This window comes from Komagataeibacter sp. FNDCF1, assembly GCF_021295335.1.
Classification (GTDB): domain Bacteria; phylum Pseudomonadota; class Alphaproteobacteria; order Acetobacterales; family Acetobacteraceae; genus Komagataeibacter.
Map to the genome: position 1 here is coordinate 3,191,486 of NZ_JAIWOT010000001.1, position 13,410 is coordinate 3,204,895.

The window sequence follows — 13,410 nt, forward strand, 5'->3', positions numbered from 1 at the left end:
CATGTGGCCCATGGGGCCACGCCTTCATGATGTGGGGACCAGCATGCATGAGGACAGGCCCCGCTGTCACCCTGAGGCGCTGGCTCGCATAAAGATGATGGCGGTGGGGGATGGGGTCGTGTGGCATCAGGTGGCAACAGTCGTCTGTCCGTAACGGGAAGAAGACACGATGCGCAGCCTGCGGTTTTTTGATGATCTTGCCCATGACCTCGCCAGCCATCCGCCCATGGCGCTGGGCGTGGTCTATCCATGCAGCGTGCCCGCGCTGCACGCCGTGGCCGAAATTGCACGACAGGGGCTGGCCGTGCCGTTTCTGATCGGGCCGGCGGCGGAGATCCGCCAGCTTGCGGCTTCCGCCTCCCTTTCCCTTGATGGCTGCCGGATGGTGGATGTGCCCACCCCGCAGGACGCGGCGCGCAGGGGAGTGGCCATGGCGCATGGGGGCACGGTCGCGGCCCTGATGAAGGGATCGCTGCATTCCCGCATTTTCCTGCACGAACTGGGCCATCACGAAGGCGGGCTGCGTACGGAGCGGCGCATGAGCCATGTCTATGTGCTGGATGCCCCGCAGGCCCCGCGCGTGCTGCTGGTCAGCGATAGCGCGGTGAACATCGCCCCCGATCTCGCCACGCGCTGCGACATCGTGCAGAACAGCATCGACCTTGCGCGCATGCTGGGCATCGCGCAGCCACGCGTGGCGCTGCTTTCCGCCGTGGAGGTGGTCAACCCCGACCTGCCCTCCACGCTGGATGCGGCGATCGTGTGCAAGATGGCCGAACGTGGCCAGATCACCGGCGGCGTGGTGGACGGGCCGCTGGCGCTGGACAACGCGATCAGCCCCGAGGCGGCGCGGTGCAAGGGCGTTGCCTCCCCCGTTGCGGGGCTGGCCGACATACTGGTGGTGCCGGATCTGGAGGCGGGCAACATCCTGGCCAAGCAGATGACCTTCATCGGGCAGGCGCAGGCGGCGGGCATTGTCATGGGCATGCGTGTGCCCGTCATCCTGACCAGCCGGGCCGACGCGGTGCCGGTGCGCGTGCTGTCATGTAGGGTGGCGGCAACCATGATCGCGCAGGGCTATGGCACAGGCCCGGCACCGGCCCGCGTGGATGACGCCCAACCATGATGCGTGTATGGAAGGGGCCGCCTGCTCGCGGGATGTTGTCCATGCCGGCCACGCCCTGTTCCGGGCGCGGTGGGCGGGGCATTGCGGCGCGCACCGCGCCCGGGCGGAAGGGCGGGTACCGTTCCTCGCGCAGAGATGATGCCGTGGCCTGCCGCACATGGTGGCAAGGAAGGGGCTGACAGACTGTACCGGCCATGTGGCGCGTGCCATGCGGGCCGGGGTGCCGGTCAGGCCGGCGCCAGATCATGAACGTGCAATCAGGCCGGGTTCCCCGCGCCACCGGGTGGCTGCCCGGTCCAGCCGATGAACAGCCACGCAGCGGGTTTCCGATGCCGATCCGGAGAATGCCATGACCTCGAATTCCTCCTCTGCCGCCTCCACTTACGATGTGGTCCTGATTGGCGGCGGAATCATGAGTGCCACGTTGGGCGCCATGCTGCGCCAGCTTGAGCCGGGCCTGTCCATCGCCCTGTTCGGGCGGCTTGATGACGTGGCGCTGGAAAGTTCCAATGGCTGGAACAATGCGGGTACCGGCCATTCCGCCCTGTGCGAGCTGAACTACACCCCGCTGCGTCCCGACGGGACCGTCGATATCTCCAAGGCCGTGAACGTGAACGAAGCCTTCCAGGTCTCGCGCCAGTTCTGGTCCTATCTGGTGGAGACGGGGCAGATTCCCAACCCGCGTGATTTCCTGACCCCCGTGCCGCATATGAGCTTTGTATGGGGCCCCGAGAATGTCGATTTCCTGCGCCGGCGCTATGCGGCCCTGCAGCAGCATCCACTGTTCGAGGGCATGTCCCTTTCCACTGATGCGGCACAGCTTAGCCAGTGGATGCCACTGGTCATGCAGGACCGGGCACCTGGCCAGCAGCTTGCGGCCACGTGGCATCCGGAAGGCACGGACGTGAATTTCGGCGCGCTGACTCACCGCCTGATCGATCTGCTGCGTGGCAAGGCGGGCTTCGACCTCAATCTCGGCCATGAGGTGGAAGATCTCAAGCCCGCGGGCAGCAATGAATGGGATATATCGGTCCGCGCCATGCATGGCGGGGCGGAGCGCCGGGTCCGCGCGAAATTCGTGTTCGTGGGCGCGGGCGGCGGTGCACTGCACCTGCTGCAGAAAAGTGGCATACCGGAGGCGCGCGGCATTGGCGGCTTCCCTGTCAGCGGGCAGTTCCTGCGCTGCACCAACCCCGAGATCGTGGCCCGGCACCAGGCCAAGGTGTACGGCAAGGCATCGGTGGGTGCGCCGCCGATGTCGGTGCCGCATCTCGATACACGCGTGATCGATGGCCAGCGCGGGCTGCTGTTCGGGCCTTATGCCGGGTTCTCGACCAAGTTCCTCAAGCAGGGGTCATGGCTGGACCTGCCGCGTTCCATCCGCATGGACAATATCGGGCCCATGATGGCGGTGGGCCGCGATAACATGGCGCTGACCCGATACCTGATCCAGCAGGTGCTCCAGTCCAGTGAGGACCGGCTCAGGGCGCTGCGTGACTTCGTGCCTACCGCGCGCAAGGAGGACTGGGAACTGATCACCGCGGGCCAGCGTGTGCAGGTGATCAAGAAGGACCCCGTGCGTGGTGGTGTGCTGCAGTTCGGCACGGAGGTGGTGACCGGGGCGGGCGGGTCCATTGCGGGGCTGCTCGGGGCATCGCCCGGTGCGTCCACGGCGGCACCCATCATGCTGACGGTGCTGCAGCGCTGCTTCGGCACCCGTCTGCCGCAGTGGGAAGCCCGCCTGCGCGAGATGATCCCATCCTATGGCGTCAAGCTGGGGCAGGACGCGGCGCTGTGTGCCCAGGTGCGCGCCCGTACCCGCAAGACCCTGCAGATGGAAGGCTGAGGCAGCCATAAAAAACCCGCCCGGCCAGTATGGCGGGGCGGGACAGGGGACCTGTATCAGGGCTGCGGGATCAGTCCTCGTCGTGTTCGCTCATCTGGTCGGCTGGGTGGCGCACGGGCGGCGCCGCGTTGCGCGGCACACGGTTTTCGATATGGCGGCGCATGAAGTTGGACGAGATGTCGGCCAGTTCGATGAACTGGTCGGCCTGCCTGCGCAGTTCATCCCCGATCAGCGGCGGCGTGGTCTTGATCGAACCGACCACCGTGGTGCGCACGCCCTGGCGCTGCACGGATTCCAGCACGCGGCGGAAATCGGAATCCCCGCTGAACAGGGCGGCGTGGTCGATATGCGGCGCCATTTCCATCATGTCCACCGTCAGTTCCACATCCATGTTGCCCCGTACGCGACGGCGGCCATTGTGGTCGATGAACTCGCGCGCGTTCTTGGTGACCAGCGTGTAGCCGTTATAGACAAGCCAGTCGGTCAGGGGCTTGAGGGGGGAATATTCCTCTGTGTCCAGTACGGCGGAATAATAATAGGCGCGCAGGACATTTGATTTCGCGCGGAAAAACTGCAGCAGTTTGCGGTAATCGACTTCAAAGCCAAGATTGCGGGATGCGGAGTACAGGCTGGTGCCATCTATGAAAAGACAAAGCCGCTCCTGGGGTTGAAAAAACATTTATGATCTGTCCCTGAAACAAGAATGTGAATATGTCATAACTAGGTTAAATTCTGGTCTGGCATGTATTTTGTATCGAAGTGGCAAGTTGTCTGACAGCAATGATCCTCGATATGTAGAAACCCCAGCCATGGCGGAAGTTCCCCATGGGCAGGGATTACTAACCGACACGAAGCTTCCGGAATACAGTTTTCATATGACAATGCCGCAATATGCCACTTCCCCCAATGACATAACAGTTGCCGTTGGCGCCAATCTGCCACGTGAAAGTGGTGAAACTGCGGCCATGACATGCCTGTGGGCGGTGGAGCGGCTGGCACGCCTGCCGGGGCTGCGGGTGGTGGGGGTATCACGCTGGTATGAAAGCGCGCCGGTGCCGCCATCGGGTCAGCCGCCCTATGTGAACGGAGTCGTGCGGCTGTCCGGCCAGGTGGACCCGGCATGGCTGCTGGCGCGGCTGCATGAGATCGAGGCCGAGGCCGGGCGCAGGCGTACCACCCTCAACGCGGCCCGCCCGCTTGATCTCGATATCATCACCATGGGCGCGCTCGTGCGTACGGCCCCTGACCCCGTCGTGCCGCATCCGCGTGCCACGGTGCGGGCCTTTGTGCTGCTGCCCCTGCGTGATGTCATGCCCGACTGGCGCGATCCCGTGACGGGGCAGGGGATCGATGCCTTCCTGCCCGGCGTGGCGGGGCAGGAGATCACGCCCATGGTGGACCCCGCGGCGGACTGAAATACTTGCGTTGGGACAGGATAGGGGCTACTGGGGTAAATTCTGATCAACACAACCAATTAACAACCGGAGTTCAGGCCTGATGGCACGCGTCACTGTCGAGGACTGCGTTGAGCGGGTTCCCAATCGTTTTGAACTGGTGCTGCTGGCGGCCCAGCGTGCACGCGCCCTGTCGCGTGGCGAGGAAATGACGATTGACCGCGACAACGACAAGAACCCCGTCGTCGCCCTGCGCGAGATCGCTGACCAGACCGTGGGGCTGGAGCAGATCCGCAGCGACCTCATCCGTTCGCTGGCCCGCGCGCCCGAGCCCGAGCCCGCCGATGAGGAAGTGGTCGACCTGATCCCGACCGAACAGAACATCTTCGGCCTGCAGGACGTCTCGGCCGAGGAAGAGGCCCGCAACTCCGGCAATGGCATGTCCGCTGAAGAACTCGAGGCCTCGGTCGAGGCCGCGCTGAGCGGACGGGGCCGGTAATATCTGACGAAGGGGTGGAAGGTGACTGACCCGGCCGGATCGGACACGACATCTTCCTCCATGCCCGTGCCGGTCACGGGTAGCGTGGCCGCCACCGGTGCGGCCACCCACCCCGTGACGGCGGGTGGCGGGGAGCGCGCCATATCATGCGAGGGACTGATCCGTCGCATCCACGCCTATGACCCCACGGCCGATGCGGACCAGATCCGCCGGGCCTTTGCCGTGGCGCAGGCCGCCCATGCGGGGCAGGCGCGTGACAATGGCGATCCCTACATCACCCATCCGCTGGCGGTTGCCAACATACTGGCTGGCTTCCATCTGGATACCGCCTCGATCATCACGGCGCTGCTGCATGACACGATCGAGGATACCGGGGTCACGCAGAAGGAACTGCGTGAACAGTTTGGCGATACCGTTGCCGAACTGGTGGATGGCGTCACCAAGCTGACACGGCTGGAACTGCAGTCAGACCGGACCAAGCAGGCGGAAAACTTCCGCAAGCTGGTGCTGGCCATGTCGCGCGACATCCGGGTTCTGCTGGTCAAGCTGGCGGACCGGCTGCACAACATGCGCACGCTGCATTACGTGCAGCGTCTGGACCGCAGGCAGCGCATCGCGCGCGAGACGATGGAGATCTACGCCCCCCTGGCCGGCCGTATCGGCATGGACAAGGTGAAGGTGGAACTCCAGAACCTGTCCTTCGGGGCGCTTGAGCCCGAGGCGATGGCCACCATCCGCGCCCGCCTGAACTACCTGCGCGGGCAGGGCGCCGATGTGATCGAGGAGATCCGCCGCGAACTGCAGGCCCTGTGCGTGCAGGCCGGGCTGGAGGGCGTGGAGGTGACGGGGCGGGAGAAGACGCCCTATTCCATCTGGGAGAAGATGCAGCGGCGCAACGTTGCCTTCGAACAGCTGTCCGACATCATGGCGTTCCGCATTCTCGTGCCATCGCGCGGGGACTGTTATGTGGCGCTGGGTGCGGTGCATGCGGCCTATCCGGTCATTGCCGGGCGGTTCAAGGACTATATTTCCACCCCCAAGGCCAACGGCTACCAGAGCCTGCATACGGGCGTGACCCTGCGCCACCCGCGCAACCAGAAGATCGAGGTGCAGATCCGCACGCCGGAAATGCACGACGTGGCGGAAAACGGCGTGGCCTCGCACTGGCTGTACAAGCAGTTGCCCGATGCCGCCGGCAGCCGGGAAGCGAAGGGCGTGGTGTCCGGCCTGCGCTGGGTGCAGGACCTGCTGGACATCCTTGAGGATTCGGCAGCCCCTGACGAGTTCCTCGAGAACACGAAGCTTGAACTCTATCAGGACCAGGTCTTCTGCTTCACGCCCAAGGGACAACTTATTTCCCTGCCGCGTGGCGCGACCCCGGTGGACTTCGCCTATGCGGTGCACAGCCAGGTAGGCGATACCTGCGTTGGCGCGCGCATCAATGGCCGCCTGATGCCGCTGCGCCACGAACTGCAGAACGGCGACCAGGTCGAGATCATGACCGCGCGCGGGGGTACGCCCTCGCCTTCGTGGGAGCGGTTTGTCGCCACCGGCAAGGCGCGTGCGCGCATCCGCCGCCATGTGGCGCTCCAGCAGCGTGAGGCGCATCTGGAAAGCGGCCGCGTGGCGCTGGCCAAGGCCTTCCGGCAGGAAGGGGTGGACGGTTCGGAAAAGGTGCTGGACAGCCTGCTCAGGGACCTGCGCCTGCAAAGTGTTGCCGACCTGTATGTGGCCGTGGGCAATGGCAACCAGTCCGCGCGTGAGGTGGTGCAGCTTGCCTACCCCGAACTGCGCCGCGCGCCGCGCGCGCCGCGCATGGTGCCGGGGCTGTCCATGCGCACGCCGGCAGGCGGTGCATTAAGCGGGGGGGCACCCGCACGGCGCAGACCCGTGGCGGGCGGCATGGCGCTGGCGGGCGTGGGCGCTGGCATGGCTGTGCATTTTGCCGGGTGCTGCCACCCGCTGCCGGGTGACCGGATCGTGGGCATCGTCTCGACCGGCAAGGGGATCACGGTCCATGCCATGGGCTGCCAGACACTGGAAACCTTTGCCGCCACCCCGGAGCGGTTCATGGACCTTGACTGGGATTACGACCTGATCGCCCGCAACGCCACCGGCGCCCATACCGGGCGGCTGAGTGTCGTCACCGCCAACGAGCCCGCCATGCTGGCCACGCTGACCAACATCGCCGCCAAGCACGAAGGGGTGATGGTCAACCTGCGCATCATCAACCGCCAGCTTGAATTCATGGAGATCCTTGCCGATATCGAGGTGCGTGACCTGAGGCACCTGACCGCCATCATGGTGGCGCTGCGTGCGGCCAGGGGTGTGGTGCAGGTCGAGCGGGCAAGGGGTTAGGCAATGCTGATCGGCACAGGCTCCGATCTGTGCGATGCCAGACGCATCGAACGGGTTCTCGCACGGCATGGCGCACGCTTCGAGCAGCGGGTCTTTACCGCATGCGAGCGGGCTGCGGCGGCGCGCAGGCAGGGAGACGCCCGGCTTGGCACCTATGCCAAGCGCTGGGCGGCAAAGGAAGCCTGCGCCAAGGCGCTGGGCACGGGCTTTGCCCATGGCGTGTTCCACCGCGACATGGGGGTGGAGAACCTGCCCGGCGGCCAGCCGGTCATGCGGCTGGAAGGGGGCGCGCGGTCGCGGCTGGAAATGCTGCTGCCCGCCGGGCATGAAGCCTGCATTTTCCTGACCATGACCGATGAACATCCCTATGCCTTCGCCCAGGTCATGATCATGGCCCGGAAGGCCCCCGCCGGCTGAAGCCCGTGCAGGCCCGCGGGCCAATGCTTGACAGGCAGGGTGTGCGTGGGCTTGATCCCCCCGTTATTCGTCCGGCGATGCCTGTCCGGTCGATGCCAGATCCGGATAAAAGAACAGCTATATGCCCATGGACGATAACAAGACGGTTCCCTCCCCCTCCCAGACCCGTGCGGCGCGCCGTGATGGCGGCATTGTCGACCTTGTGCGCACGGTGGTCATTGCGGGCGTGCTGGCGGTCAGCGTGCGTACGGTACTGTTCGAGCCGTTCAACATCCCGTCGGGCTCCATGATCCCGACCCTGCAGGTGGGGGACTATGTATGGGTGGCCAAATACAGCTACGGCTATTCGCATTTCTCGCTGCCCGGTTCGCCCAACCTGTTCACGGGGCGCATTCTCGACAGTACGCCCCACCGGGGTGACGTGGCGGTGTTCCGCTTCACCAAGGATACGTCGATCGACTACATCAAGCGCATCGTCGGGCTGCCGGGTGACAAGATACAGATGCGTGAAGGCAGGCTGTATCTCAACGACGTGGAAGTCCCCCGTGAGCCGGAAGGCGAATACACGGCCATAGACGAGCACCGCACCCATATGGAAGGCGACCGCTACCGCGAGATCCTGCCCGGCAGCGCGGGCCACGGGCCGGTCGCGCATGATATCCTCAAGCTGACGGATGAGGGCGGCAAGAACGACACGCCGGAATACGTGGTGCCGCCGGGCTACTTCTTCGCCATGGGCGACAACCGTGATGACAGCGCGGACAGCCGCTTCATGGGGGATGAGCCGCAGGATCTCGGGTTCGTGCCGATGGAGAACCTGATCGGGCAGGCCAAATGGATCTTCATGTCCGTCGATGCGGCACATCCGTTCTGGCAGGTCTGGTACTGGCCGGCCGAGATCCGGTGGGGCCGCCTGTTCATGGGAGTCCACTGACCATGGAGGCGCAGCGCGTGCCCGAAGCCGAAATCCGGCGGCTTGAGGCGTGTCTGGGCTACCATTTTACCCGGGGCGACCTGCTGCTGCGTGCGCTGACCCACCGCTCGGCGGCGCATGAGCGCAGCGGAAACCGCCGTACGCGCCAGGCCGTGGCAACCCGGGGTGCGGGTTCCAACGAACGGCTTGAATTCATTGGCGACCGGGTGCTGGGCCTGATCATGGCCGAATGGCTGCTCGAACGTTTTCCGGGCGAGCAGGAGGGCGCGCTCGGTCCGCGCCACGCGCATCTCGTCTCACGCACGGTACTGGCGGAGGTAGCCCACGCCATGGGCCTGCAATCCGCGCTGGACGTGGCCGAGCACGAGGCCCGCGCCGGCGTGCGGCAGATGGCCAACGTGCTGGCCGATGCGGTGGAGGCCATACTGGGCGCCATCTACCTTGATGGCGGGCTGGCGCCGGCCCGCGCCTTCGTGCGGCGGATGTGGCGGAATGCCATCGTGGCGCAGGCCCGCCCGCCCAAGGACCCCAAGACTGCCCTGCAGGAATGGGTGCTGGGCCGTGGCCTGCCCCTGCCGCGCTATCGCGTGGTCTCGGCGGAGGGGCCATCCCATGCGCCGCGTTTCGTCATTGCGGTGGACGCGCAGGGAAAAACCGGGCAGGGAGTGGCGGGCAGCAAGCGCGCGGCCGAAAGCGATGCCGCATCCGACCTGCTGCGCCAGCTCGGCGCGGACGGGCAGGCCGCATCTTCCACCGACCGCAGGGGGCACGGACAATGACCGCGCAGGATCACGACAACACACCAACACGCTGCGGGTTCGTGGCCATCGTGGGCGCGCCCAACGCGGGCAAGTCCACGCTGCTCAACCATATGGCCGGCACCAAGCTGTCCATTGTCAGCCCGAAGGCGCAGACAACGCGCTTCAGGGTGCTGGGCATTCTCATGCGCCAGCACGCCCAGATCCTGCTGGTGGACACGCCGGGCATCTTCCAGCCAAGGCGCAAGCTTGACCGGGCCATGGTGGCCGCCGCCTGGACGGGTTCGGATGATGCGGACATCACGCTGCTGATCGTCGATGCCCGCGCGGGCATGACCGACGCGCTGCGCGCCATTGCCACCCGGCTGGCCGGGCAGAAGCGCAGGCTGTGGCTGGTGCTGAACAAGACCGACCTCGTGAAGCGTGACACGCTGCTGCCGCTGACGGCGGAGCTGTCAACCATCCTGCCGGTCGAGCACGTGTTCATGGTCAGCGCCCGTACGGGCGAGGGGGTGGACGACCTGCTTGACCGCCTGGCGGCAGCCCTGCCCGCAGGGCCGTACCTCTACCCCGAGGACGACCTGACCGACCTGCCCGACCGCCTGCTGGCGGCCGAACTGGTGCGTGAGCAGATCTTCCTGCAGACACATGAGGAAGTGCCCTACGCCGCCACGGCGGAAACCGAGGGCTTCCAGGAACGCCCCGACGGGTCCGTGCGGATCGATGTCACGATCTATGTTGCCCGTGCATCCCACAAGGCCATCCTGATCGGCGAGCGCGGCAGCCGGATTCGCGCCATTGGCGAAAAGGCGCGCCATGAACTGGGGCGGTTGCTGGGGCGTACCTGCCATCTTTTCCTGAATGTGAAGGAACGCGCGGGATGGGATGAGGAACGTGCCCGCCTGCGCGCCCTCGGCCTGGATGATGCGTCCTGAATCCTCAAAAGAGGAATGGATCGGCTTGTGGGGGGGGGCATCCCTCTATATGACAGGGCATGGTCGGGCGGCCTGCCCGTCCCCAGTCCTGTTTGCCTGACCTGTGCCGAGGATCAATGACCCAGTCCGTCAAACCCCAAGCCCCGTCATCCTACAAGCGCGTCCTGCTTAAGGTATCGGGGGAGGCCCTGATGGGCAGCGGATCGTATGGTATCGATCCGGCGACAGTCGATGGTATCGCGGCCGACGTGGCCGCCGTCGCCCGCACCGGCATCGAGGTCTGCCTGGTGATCGGGGGGGGCAACATCTTCCGCGGGGTTGCCGCCGCCGCACGCGGCATGGACCGTGCGCAGGGTGATTACGCCGGCATGCTCGCCACCGTCATCAACGCGCTGCTCATGCAGAACGCGCTGGAGCGGCACAGCATCCCCACGCGTGTGATGACCGCCATCCACATGTCCTCCATTGCCGAACCCTATATCCGCCGCCGCGCCGTGCGCCACATGGAAAAGGGGCGGGTGGTGATCTTCGCCGCCGGAACCGGCAACCCGTTCTTCACCACCGATACGGGTGCGGCACTCCGCGCGGCGGAAATGGAATGCAACGCCCTGTTCAAGGGCACCCAGGTCGATGGCGTCTATTCAGCCGACCCGCGCAAGGTGCCCGATGCGAAGCGCTACGACACCCTGACCTACCGTGACGTGCTGGCCAATGACCTGAATGTCATGGATGCGGCGGCCATAAGCCTGGCGCGCGAGAACCGGCTGCCGATCGTGGTCTTCAACATCCATGAGCCGAACGCCTTCTCCCGTGTCATGCAGGGCGAAGGGCGCTTCACCACCATCGTGGCGGCGGAATAAGGCAGGGCATACACGGGCGGGACCCGTGCACAGAGAATCAGAAGGAGGGCCACAGTGTCTGTCGATCAGAAAAGTTTGCTGGCGGATCTGACCCGCCGCATGGACGGCGCCATCGAAAGCCTGCGCCGTGACTTCGCGGGGCTGCGGTCTGGCCGGGCCAGCCCCGCCCTGCTGGAACCGGTGCGTGTGGAAGCCTATGGCGGCGAAGTGCCGCTGACGCAGGTCGGCTCCATCGCCGTGCCCGAAGCGCGCATGCTGACGGTGCAGGTATGGGACCGCACGCTGGTGGGCGCGGTCGAACGCGCGATCCGGGATGCGGGGCTGGGCCTGAACCCGGCGGCCGATGGCCAGACCGTGCGCGTGCCCATTCCGCAGCTGACCGCGGAACGCCGCAACGAACTGGCCCGCGCGGCTGGCAAGTATGCCGAGAATGGCAAGATCGCCGTGCGCGGCGTGCGCCGTGATGGCATGGACCAGGCCAAGAAGCTGGAAAAGTCCAGTGAAATCAGCGAGGACGATGTCAAGACATGGTCCGACGCCATCCAGAAGCTGACGGATCAGTACGTAAAGCGCGTGGATGACCTGCTGGCCGAGAAAGAGCGCGAGATCAAGCAGGTCTGATTTGTTCCGTGCGCAGCGTATCCATCCTGCTCCATCATATGTGTGACTGAGGGGGGCAGCCAGCTCTTGTCGGAGTCAGATCATCGGGCCACAGGTCGTGCCGGCCTGCCGGCGCATGTTGCCATCATCATGGATGGCAATGGTCGGTGGGCCAGCATGCGGGGCCTGCCGCTGCTGGCGGGACATCGCGCCGGGGCCGAGGCCGTGCAGCGTACCGTGCGCGCGGCCATAAGCCGCGGGGTGGGATGGATCACGCTCTATGCCTTCTCCTCGGAGAACTGGCGGCGCGCACCGGGTGAGGTCGCGGATCTGACCGGCCTGCTGCGCTATTACCTGCGGCACAAGGTGGCGGAACTGTCGCGCGAAGGGGTGTGCCTGCGCATCATCGGCGACCTGTCACGCTTCCCCGCGGACATACAGGAAGAAGCCAGGCGGGCCGAGGCGGTCACGGCGGCCAATGGCAAGCTGGTGCTGGTGCTGGCGCTGTCCTATGGCGGGCGGGCCGATATCGTGCAGGCCGCCATCCGCATGGCGCAGGCCGTGGCACGGGGCGAGCGTGCCGCCGCCGATATTGATGAAGCCACCTTTGCCAGCGCACTGCTGACGGCGGGCATGCCCGACCCGGATCTGGTGGTGCGGACCAGCGGGGAGTGCCGCCTATCCAATTTCCTGCTGTGGCAGTCGGCCTATGCCGAACTGGTCTTTCTCGATACCCCGTGGCCGGATTTTGACGAGACGCATTTCGATACCGTGCTGAACATCTACTCACGGCGTGAAAGGCGATTCGGTGCCAGACCAGCCTGAAAACGGGGCAAAGCCCCCCCCATCCGGCAAACCGGGGAACTGGAAGGACCTGCGTGCCCGGGTGCTTTCCGCCGCCGTTCTGGTGCCGCTTGCCGCGCTGTGCGTGTGGGTGGGTGGCGTGGTCTATGGCGTCATGATCGTGCTGGCCATGGCGGGCATGGCGGCCGAGTGGGCGCGCATGTTCGGTTTCGGGCTTGAGACAAGGCGCGGCCAACTCAGCCTTGCCTGGGCCGCGTGCATGGGTATTGCGGCGGTGGCGGGGCACTGGAGCGGCGCGCTGCTGGTCATGGCGACGGGTCTTGTGCTGGGGCCGGCGCTGTGGGCGGGGCAGGTCGCCATCGGCTGCGCGGGGCTGTCGCTTCTGTGGCTGCGTTACATGAGCGTGCCGGGGGCTGGCGTCGTGCTGTTCCTTGTCGCCTGCGTGGCGCTGAGTGATACCGGTGCCTACATGGCGGGCCGCCTGTTCGGCGGGCCAAAGCTCGCGCCACGTATTTCACCCGCCAAGACATGGTCCGGTTCCATCGGCGGGCTGTGCTGCGCCGTGGTGGCGGGCATGCTGATTGCGACCCTTCTGCCCGGTGCGCAGCCCGGTGCCCTGTTGCGCGGCGCCGTGTTCGGTGGCCTGGTGGCCGTGGCGGCGCAGGTGGGCGATCTGGCGGAAAGCGCGCTCAAGCGTGCACGGGGGGTCAAGGATTCCGGCACCATCCTGCCCGGCCATGGCGGCCTGCTGGACCGTTTCGATGGCCTGCTGGTAGCCGCCCCCATGGCGGCCCTGCTCTCTTTGGGGGCAGCGGGCGGCGCTGCTTTCTGGTATGTGGGCCTGCGCTGAAGCCATGGTCCCGGCCATGAAAAGTTTTG

14 protein-coding genes are annotated in these 13,410 nt (G+C 65.8%); 13 read left to right on the forward strand and 1 reads right to left on the reverse strand.

The features are described from left to right. Window positions 1–169: 169 nt before the first annotated feature. Window positions 170–1,126 carry a bifunctional enoyl-CoA hydratase/phosphate acetyltransferase gene (locus LDL32_RS15015; RefSeq protein WP_233068207.1) on the forward strand — a complete coding sequence of 319 codons (957 nt, stop codon included), beginning with the start codon at window positions 170–172 and terminating at the stop codon, window positions 1,124–1,126. Between the two features lie 349 nt (window positions 1,127–1,475). After that, window positions 1,476–2,972, forward strand: coding sequence for a malate:quinone oxidoreductase (locus tag LDL32_RS15020; protein ID WP_233068209.1), 1,497 nt, complete (start codon window positions 1,476–1,478; stop codon window positions 2,970–2,972). Between the two features lie 70 nt (window positions 2,973–3,042). Here the strand turns inward: LDL32_RS15020 and LDL32_RS15025 are convergent, their stop codons facing one another. Next, on the reverse strand, window positions 3,043–3,651 hold the full coding sequence (locus tag LDL32_RS15025) for an NYN domain-containing protein (protein ID WP_233068211.1): 609 nt from the start codon (window positions 3,649–3,651) through the stop codon (window positions 3,043–3,045). Between the two features lie 196 nt (window positions 3,652–3,847). Between LDL32_RS15025 and folK the strand changes: the two genes are divergently transcribed. The 11 genes from folK to LDL32_RS15080 all read left to right on the forward strand — a co-directional run bounded on the left by folK (window position 3,848) and on the right by LDL32_RS15080 (window position 13,381). Further along, window positions 3,848–4,387 carry a 2-amino-4-hydroxy-6-hydroxymethyldihydropteridine diphosphokinase gene (folK, locus tag LDL32_RS15030; protein WP_233068212.1) on the forward strand — a complete coding sequence of 180 codons (540 nt, stop codon included), beginning with the start codon at window positions 3,848–3,850 and terminating at the stop codon, window positions 4,385–4,387. 82 nt (window positions 4,388–4,469) lie between these two features. Next, the gene (rpoZ, locus tag LDL32_RS15035; protein WP_233068214.1) at window positions 4,470–4,865 is read left to right on the forward strand and encodes a DNA-directed RNA polymerase subunit omega; all 396 of its coding nucleotides are present in this window, start codon (window positions 4,470–4,472) and stop codon (window positions 4,863–4,865) included. A gap of 60 nt (window positions 4,866–4,925) precedes the next feature. Further along, window positions 4,926–7,223: a bifunctional (p)ppGpp synthetase/guanosine-3',5'-bis(diphosphate) 3'-pyrophosphohydrolase gene (locus LDL32_RS15040; RefSeq protein ID WP_233068964.1), complete on the forward strand. Its 2,298-nt coding sequence runs from the start codon at window positions 4,926–4,928 to the stop codon at window positions 7,221–7,223. Between the two features lie 3 nt (window positions 7,224–7,226). Continuing rightward, window positions 7,227–7,640, forward strand: a complete 414-nt coding sequence (acpS, locus tag LDL32_RS15045) for a holo-ACP synthase (RefSeq protein ID WP_233068216.1) — start codon at window positions 7,227–7,229, stop codon at window positions 7,638–7,640. 127 nt (window positions 7,641–7,767) lie between these two features. Continuing rightward, complete coding sequence (lepB, locus tag LDL32_RS15050; RefSeq protein WP_233068218.1) at window positions 7,768–8,574, forward strand: signal peptidase I; 807 nt, start codon at window positions 7,768–7,770, stop codon at window positions 8,572–8,574. Window positions 8,575–8,576: 2 nt separating this feature from the next. After that, a complete protein-coding gene (rnc, locus tag LDL32_RS15055) occupies window positions 8,577–9,353 on the forward strand; it encodes a ribonuclease III (protein WP_233068220.1) in 777 nt (258 codons plus the stop codon). Beyond that, entirely contained in the window at window positions 9,350–10,267 is a 918-nt protein-coding gene (gene era, locus LDL32_RS15060; protein ID WP_233068222.1) for a GTPase Era, read from the forward strand. Before rnc ends, era begins: the two co-directional genes overlap by 4 nt. A 116-nt stretch (window positions 10,268–10,383) precedes the next feature. Further along, window positions 10,384–11,127: a UMP kinase gene (pyrH, locus tag LDL32_RS15065; RefSeq protein ID WP_233068224.1), complete on the forward strand. Its 744-nt coding sequence runs from the start codon at window positions 10,384–10,386 to the stop codon at window positions 11,125–11,127. 54 nt (window positions 11,128–11,181) lie between these two features. After that, a complete protein-coding gene (gene frr / locus LDL32_RS15070; RefSeq protein WP_233068225.1) occupies window positions 11,182–11,748 on the forward strand; it encodes a ribosome recycling factor in 567 nt (188 codons plus the stop codon). A gap of 129 nt (window positions 11,749–11,877) precedes the next feature. Further along, complete coding sequence (gene uppS / locus LDL32_RS15075) at window positions 11,878–12,552, forward strand: polyprenyl diphosphate synthase (RefSeq protein ID WP_233068967.1); 675 nt, start codon at window positions 11,878–11,880, stop codon at window positions 12,550–12,552. Continuing rightward, on the forward strand, window positions 12,536–13,381 hold the full coding sequence (locus LDL32_RS15080) for a phosphatidate cytidylyltransferase (RefSeq protein WP_233068226.1): 846 nt from the start codon (window positions 12,536–12,538) through the stop codon (window positions 13,379–13,381). Before uppS ends, LDL32_RS15080 begins: the two co-directional genes overlap by 17 nt. Window positions 13,382–13,410: the final 29 nt, after the last annotated feature.

Excerpts from the sequence above, each read along its gene's own strand:
- LDL32_RS15015 (WP_233068207.1), top strand. The coding sequence starts at position 170 with ATGCGCAGCCTGCGGTTTTTTGATGATCTTGCCCATGACCTCGCCAGC.
- LDL32_RS15020 (WP_233068209.1), top strand. The coding sequence starts at position 1,476 with ATGACCTCGAATTCCTCCTCTGCCGCCTCCACTTACGATGTGGTCCTG.
- LDL32_RS15025 (WP_233068211.1), bottom strand. The coding sequence starts at position 3,651 with ATGTTTTTTCAACCCCAGGAGCGGCTTTGTCTTTTCATAGATGGCACC.
- folK (WP_233068212.1), top strand. The coding sequence starts at position 3,848 with ATGACAATGCCGCAATATGCCACTTCCCCCAATGACATAACAGTTGCC.
- rpoZ (WP_233068214.1), top strand. The coding sequence starts at position 4,470 with ATGGCACGCGTCACTGTCGAGGACTGCGTTGAGCGGGTTCCCAATCGT.
- LDL32_RS15040 (WP_233068964.1), top strand. The coding sequence starts at position 4,926 with ATGCCCGTGCCGGTCACGGGTAGCGTGGCCGCCACCGGTGCGGCCACC.
- acpS (WP_233068216.1), top strand. The coding sequence starts at position 7,227 with ATGCTGATCGGCACAGGCTCCGATCTGTGCGATGCCAGACGCATCGAA.
- lepB (WP_233068218.1), top strand. The coding sequence starts at position 7,768 with ATGGACGATAACAAGACGGTTCCCTCCCCCTCCCAGACCCGTGCGGCG.
- rnc (WP_233068220.1), top strand. The coding sequence starts at position 8,577 with ATGGAGGCGCAGCGCGTGCCCGAAGCCGAAATCCGGCGGCTTGAGGCG.
- era (WP_233068222.1), top strand. The coding sequence starts at position 9,350 with ATGACCGCGCAGGATCACGACAACACACCAACACGCTGCGGGTTCGTG.
- pyrH (WP_233068224.1), top strand. The coding sequence starts at position 10,384 with ATGACCCAGTCCGTCAAACCCCAAGCCCCGTCATCCTACAAGCGCGTC.
- uppS (WP_233068967.1), top strand. The coding sequence starts at position 11,878 with ATGGATGGCAATGGTCGGTGGGCCAGCATGCGGGGCCTGCCGCTGCTG.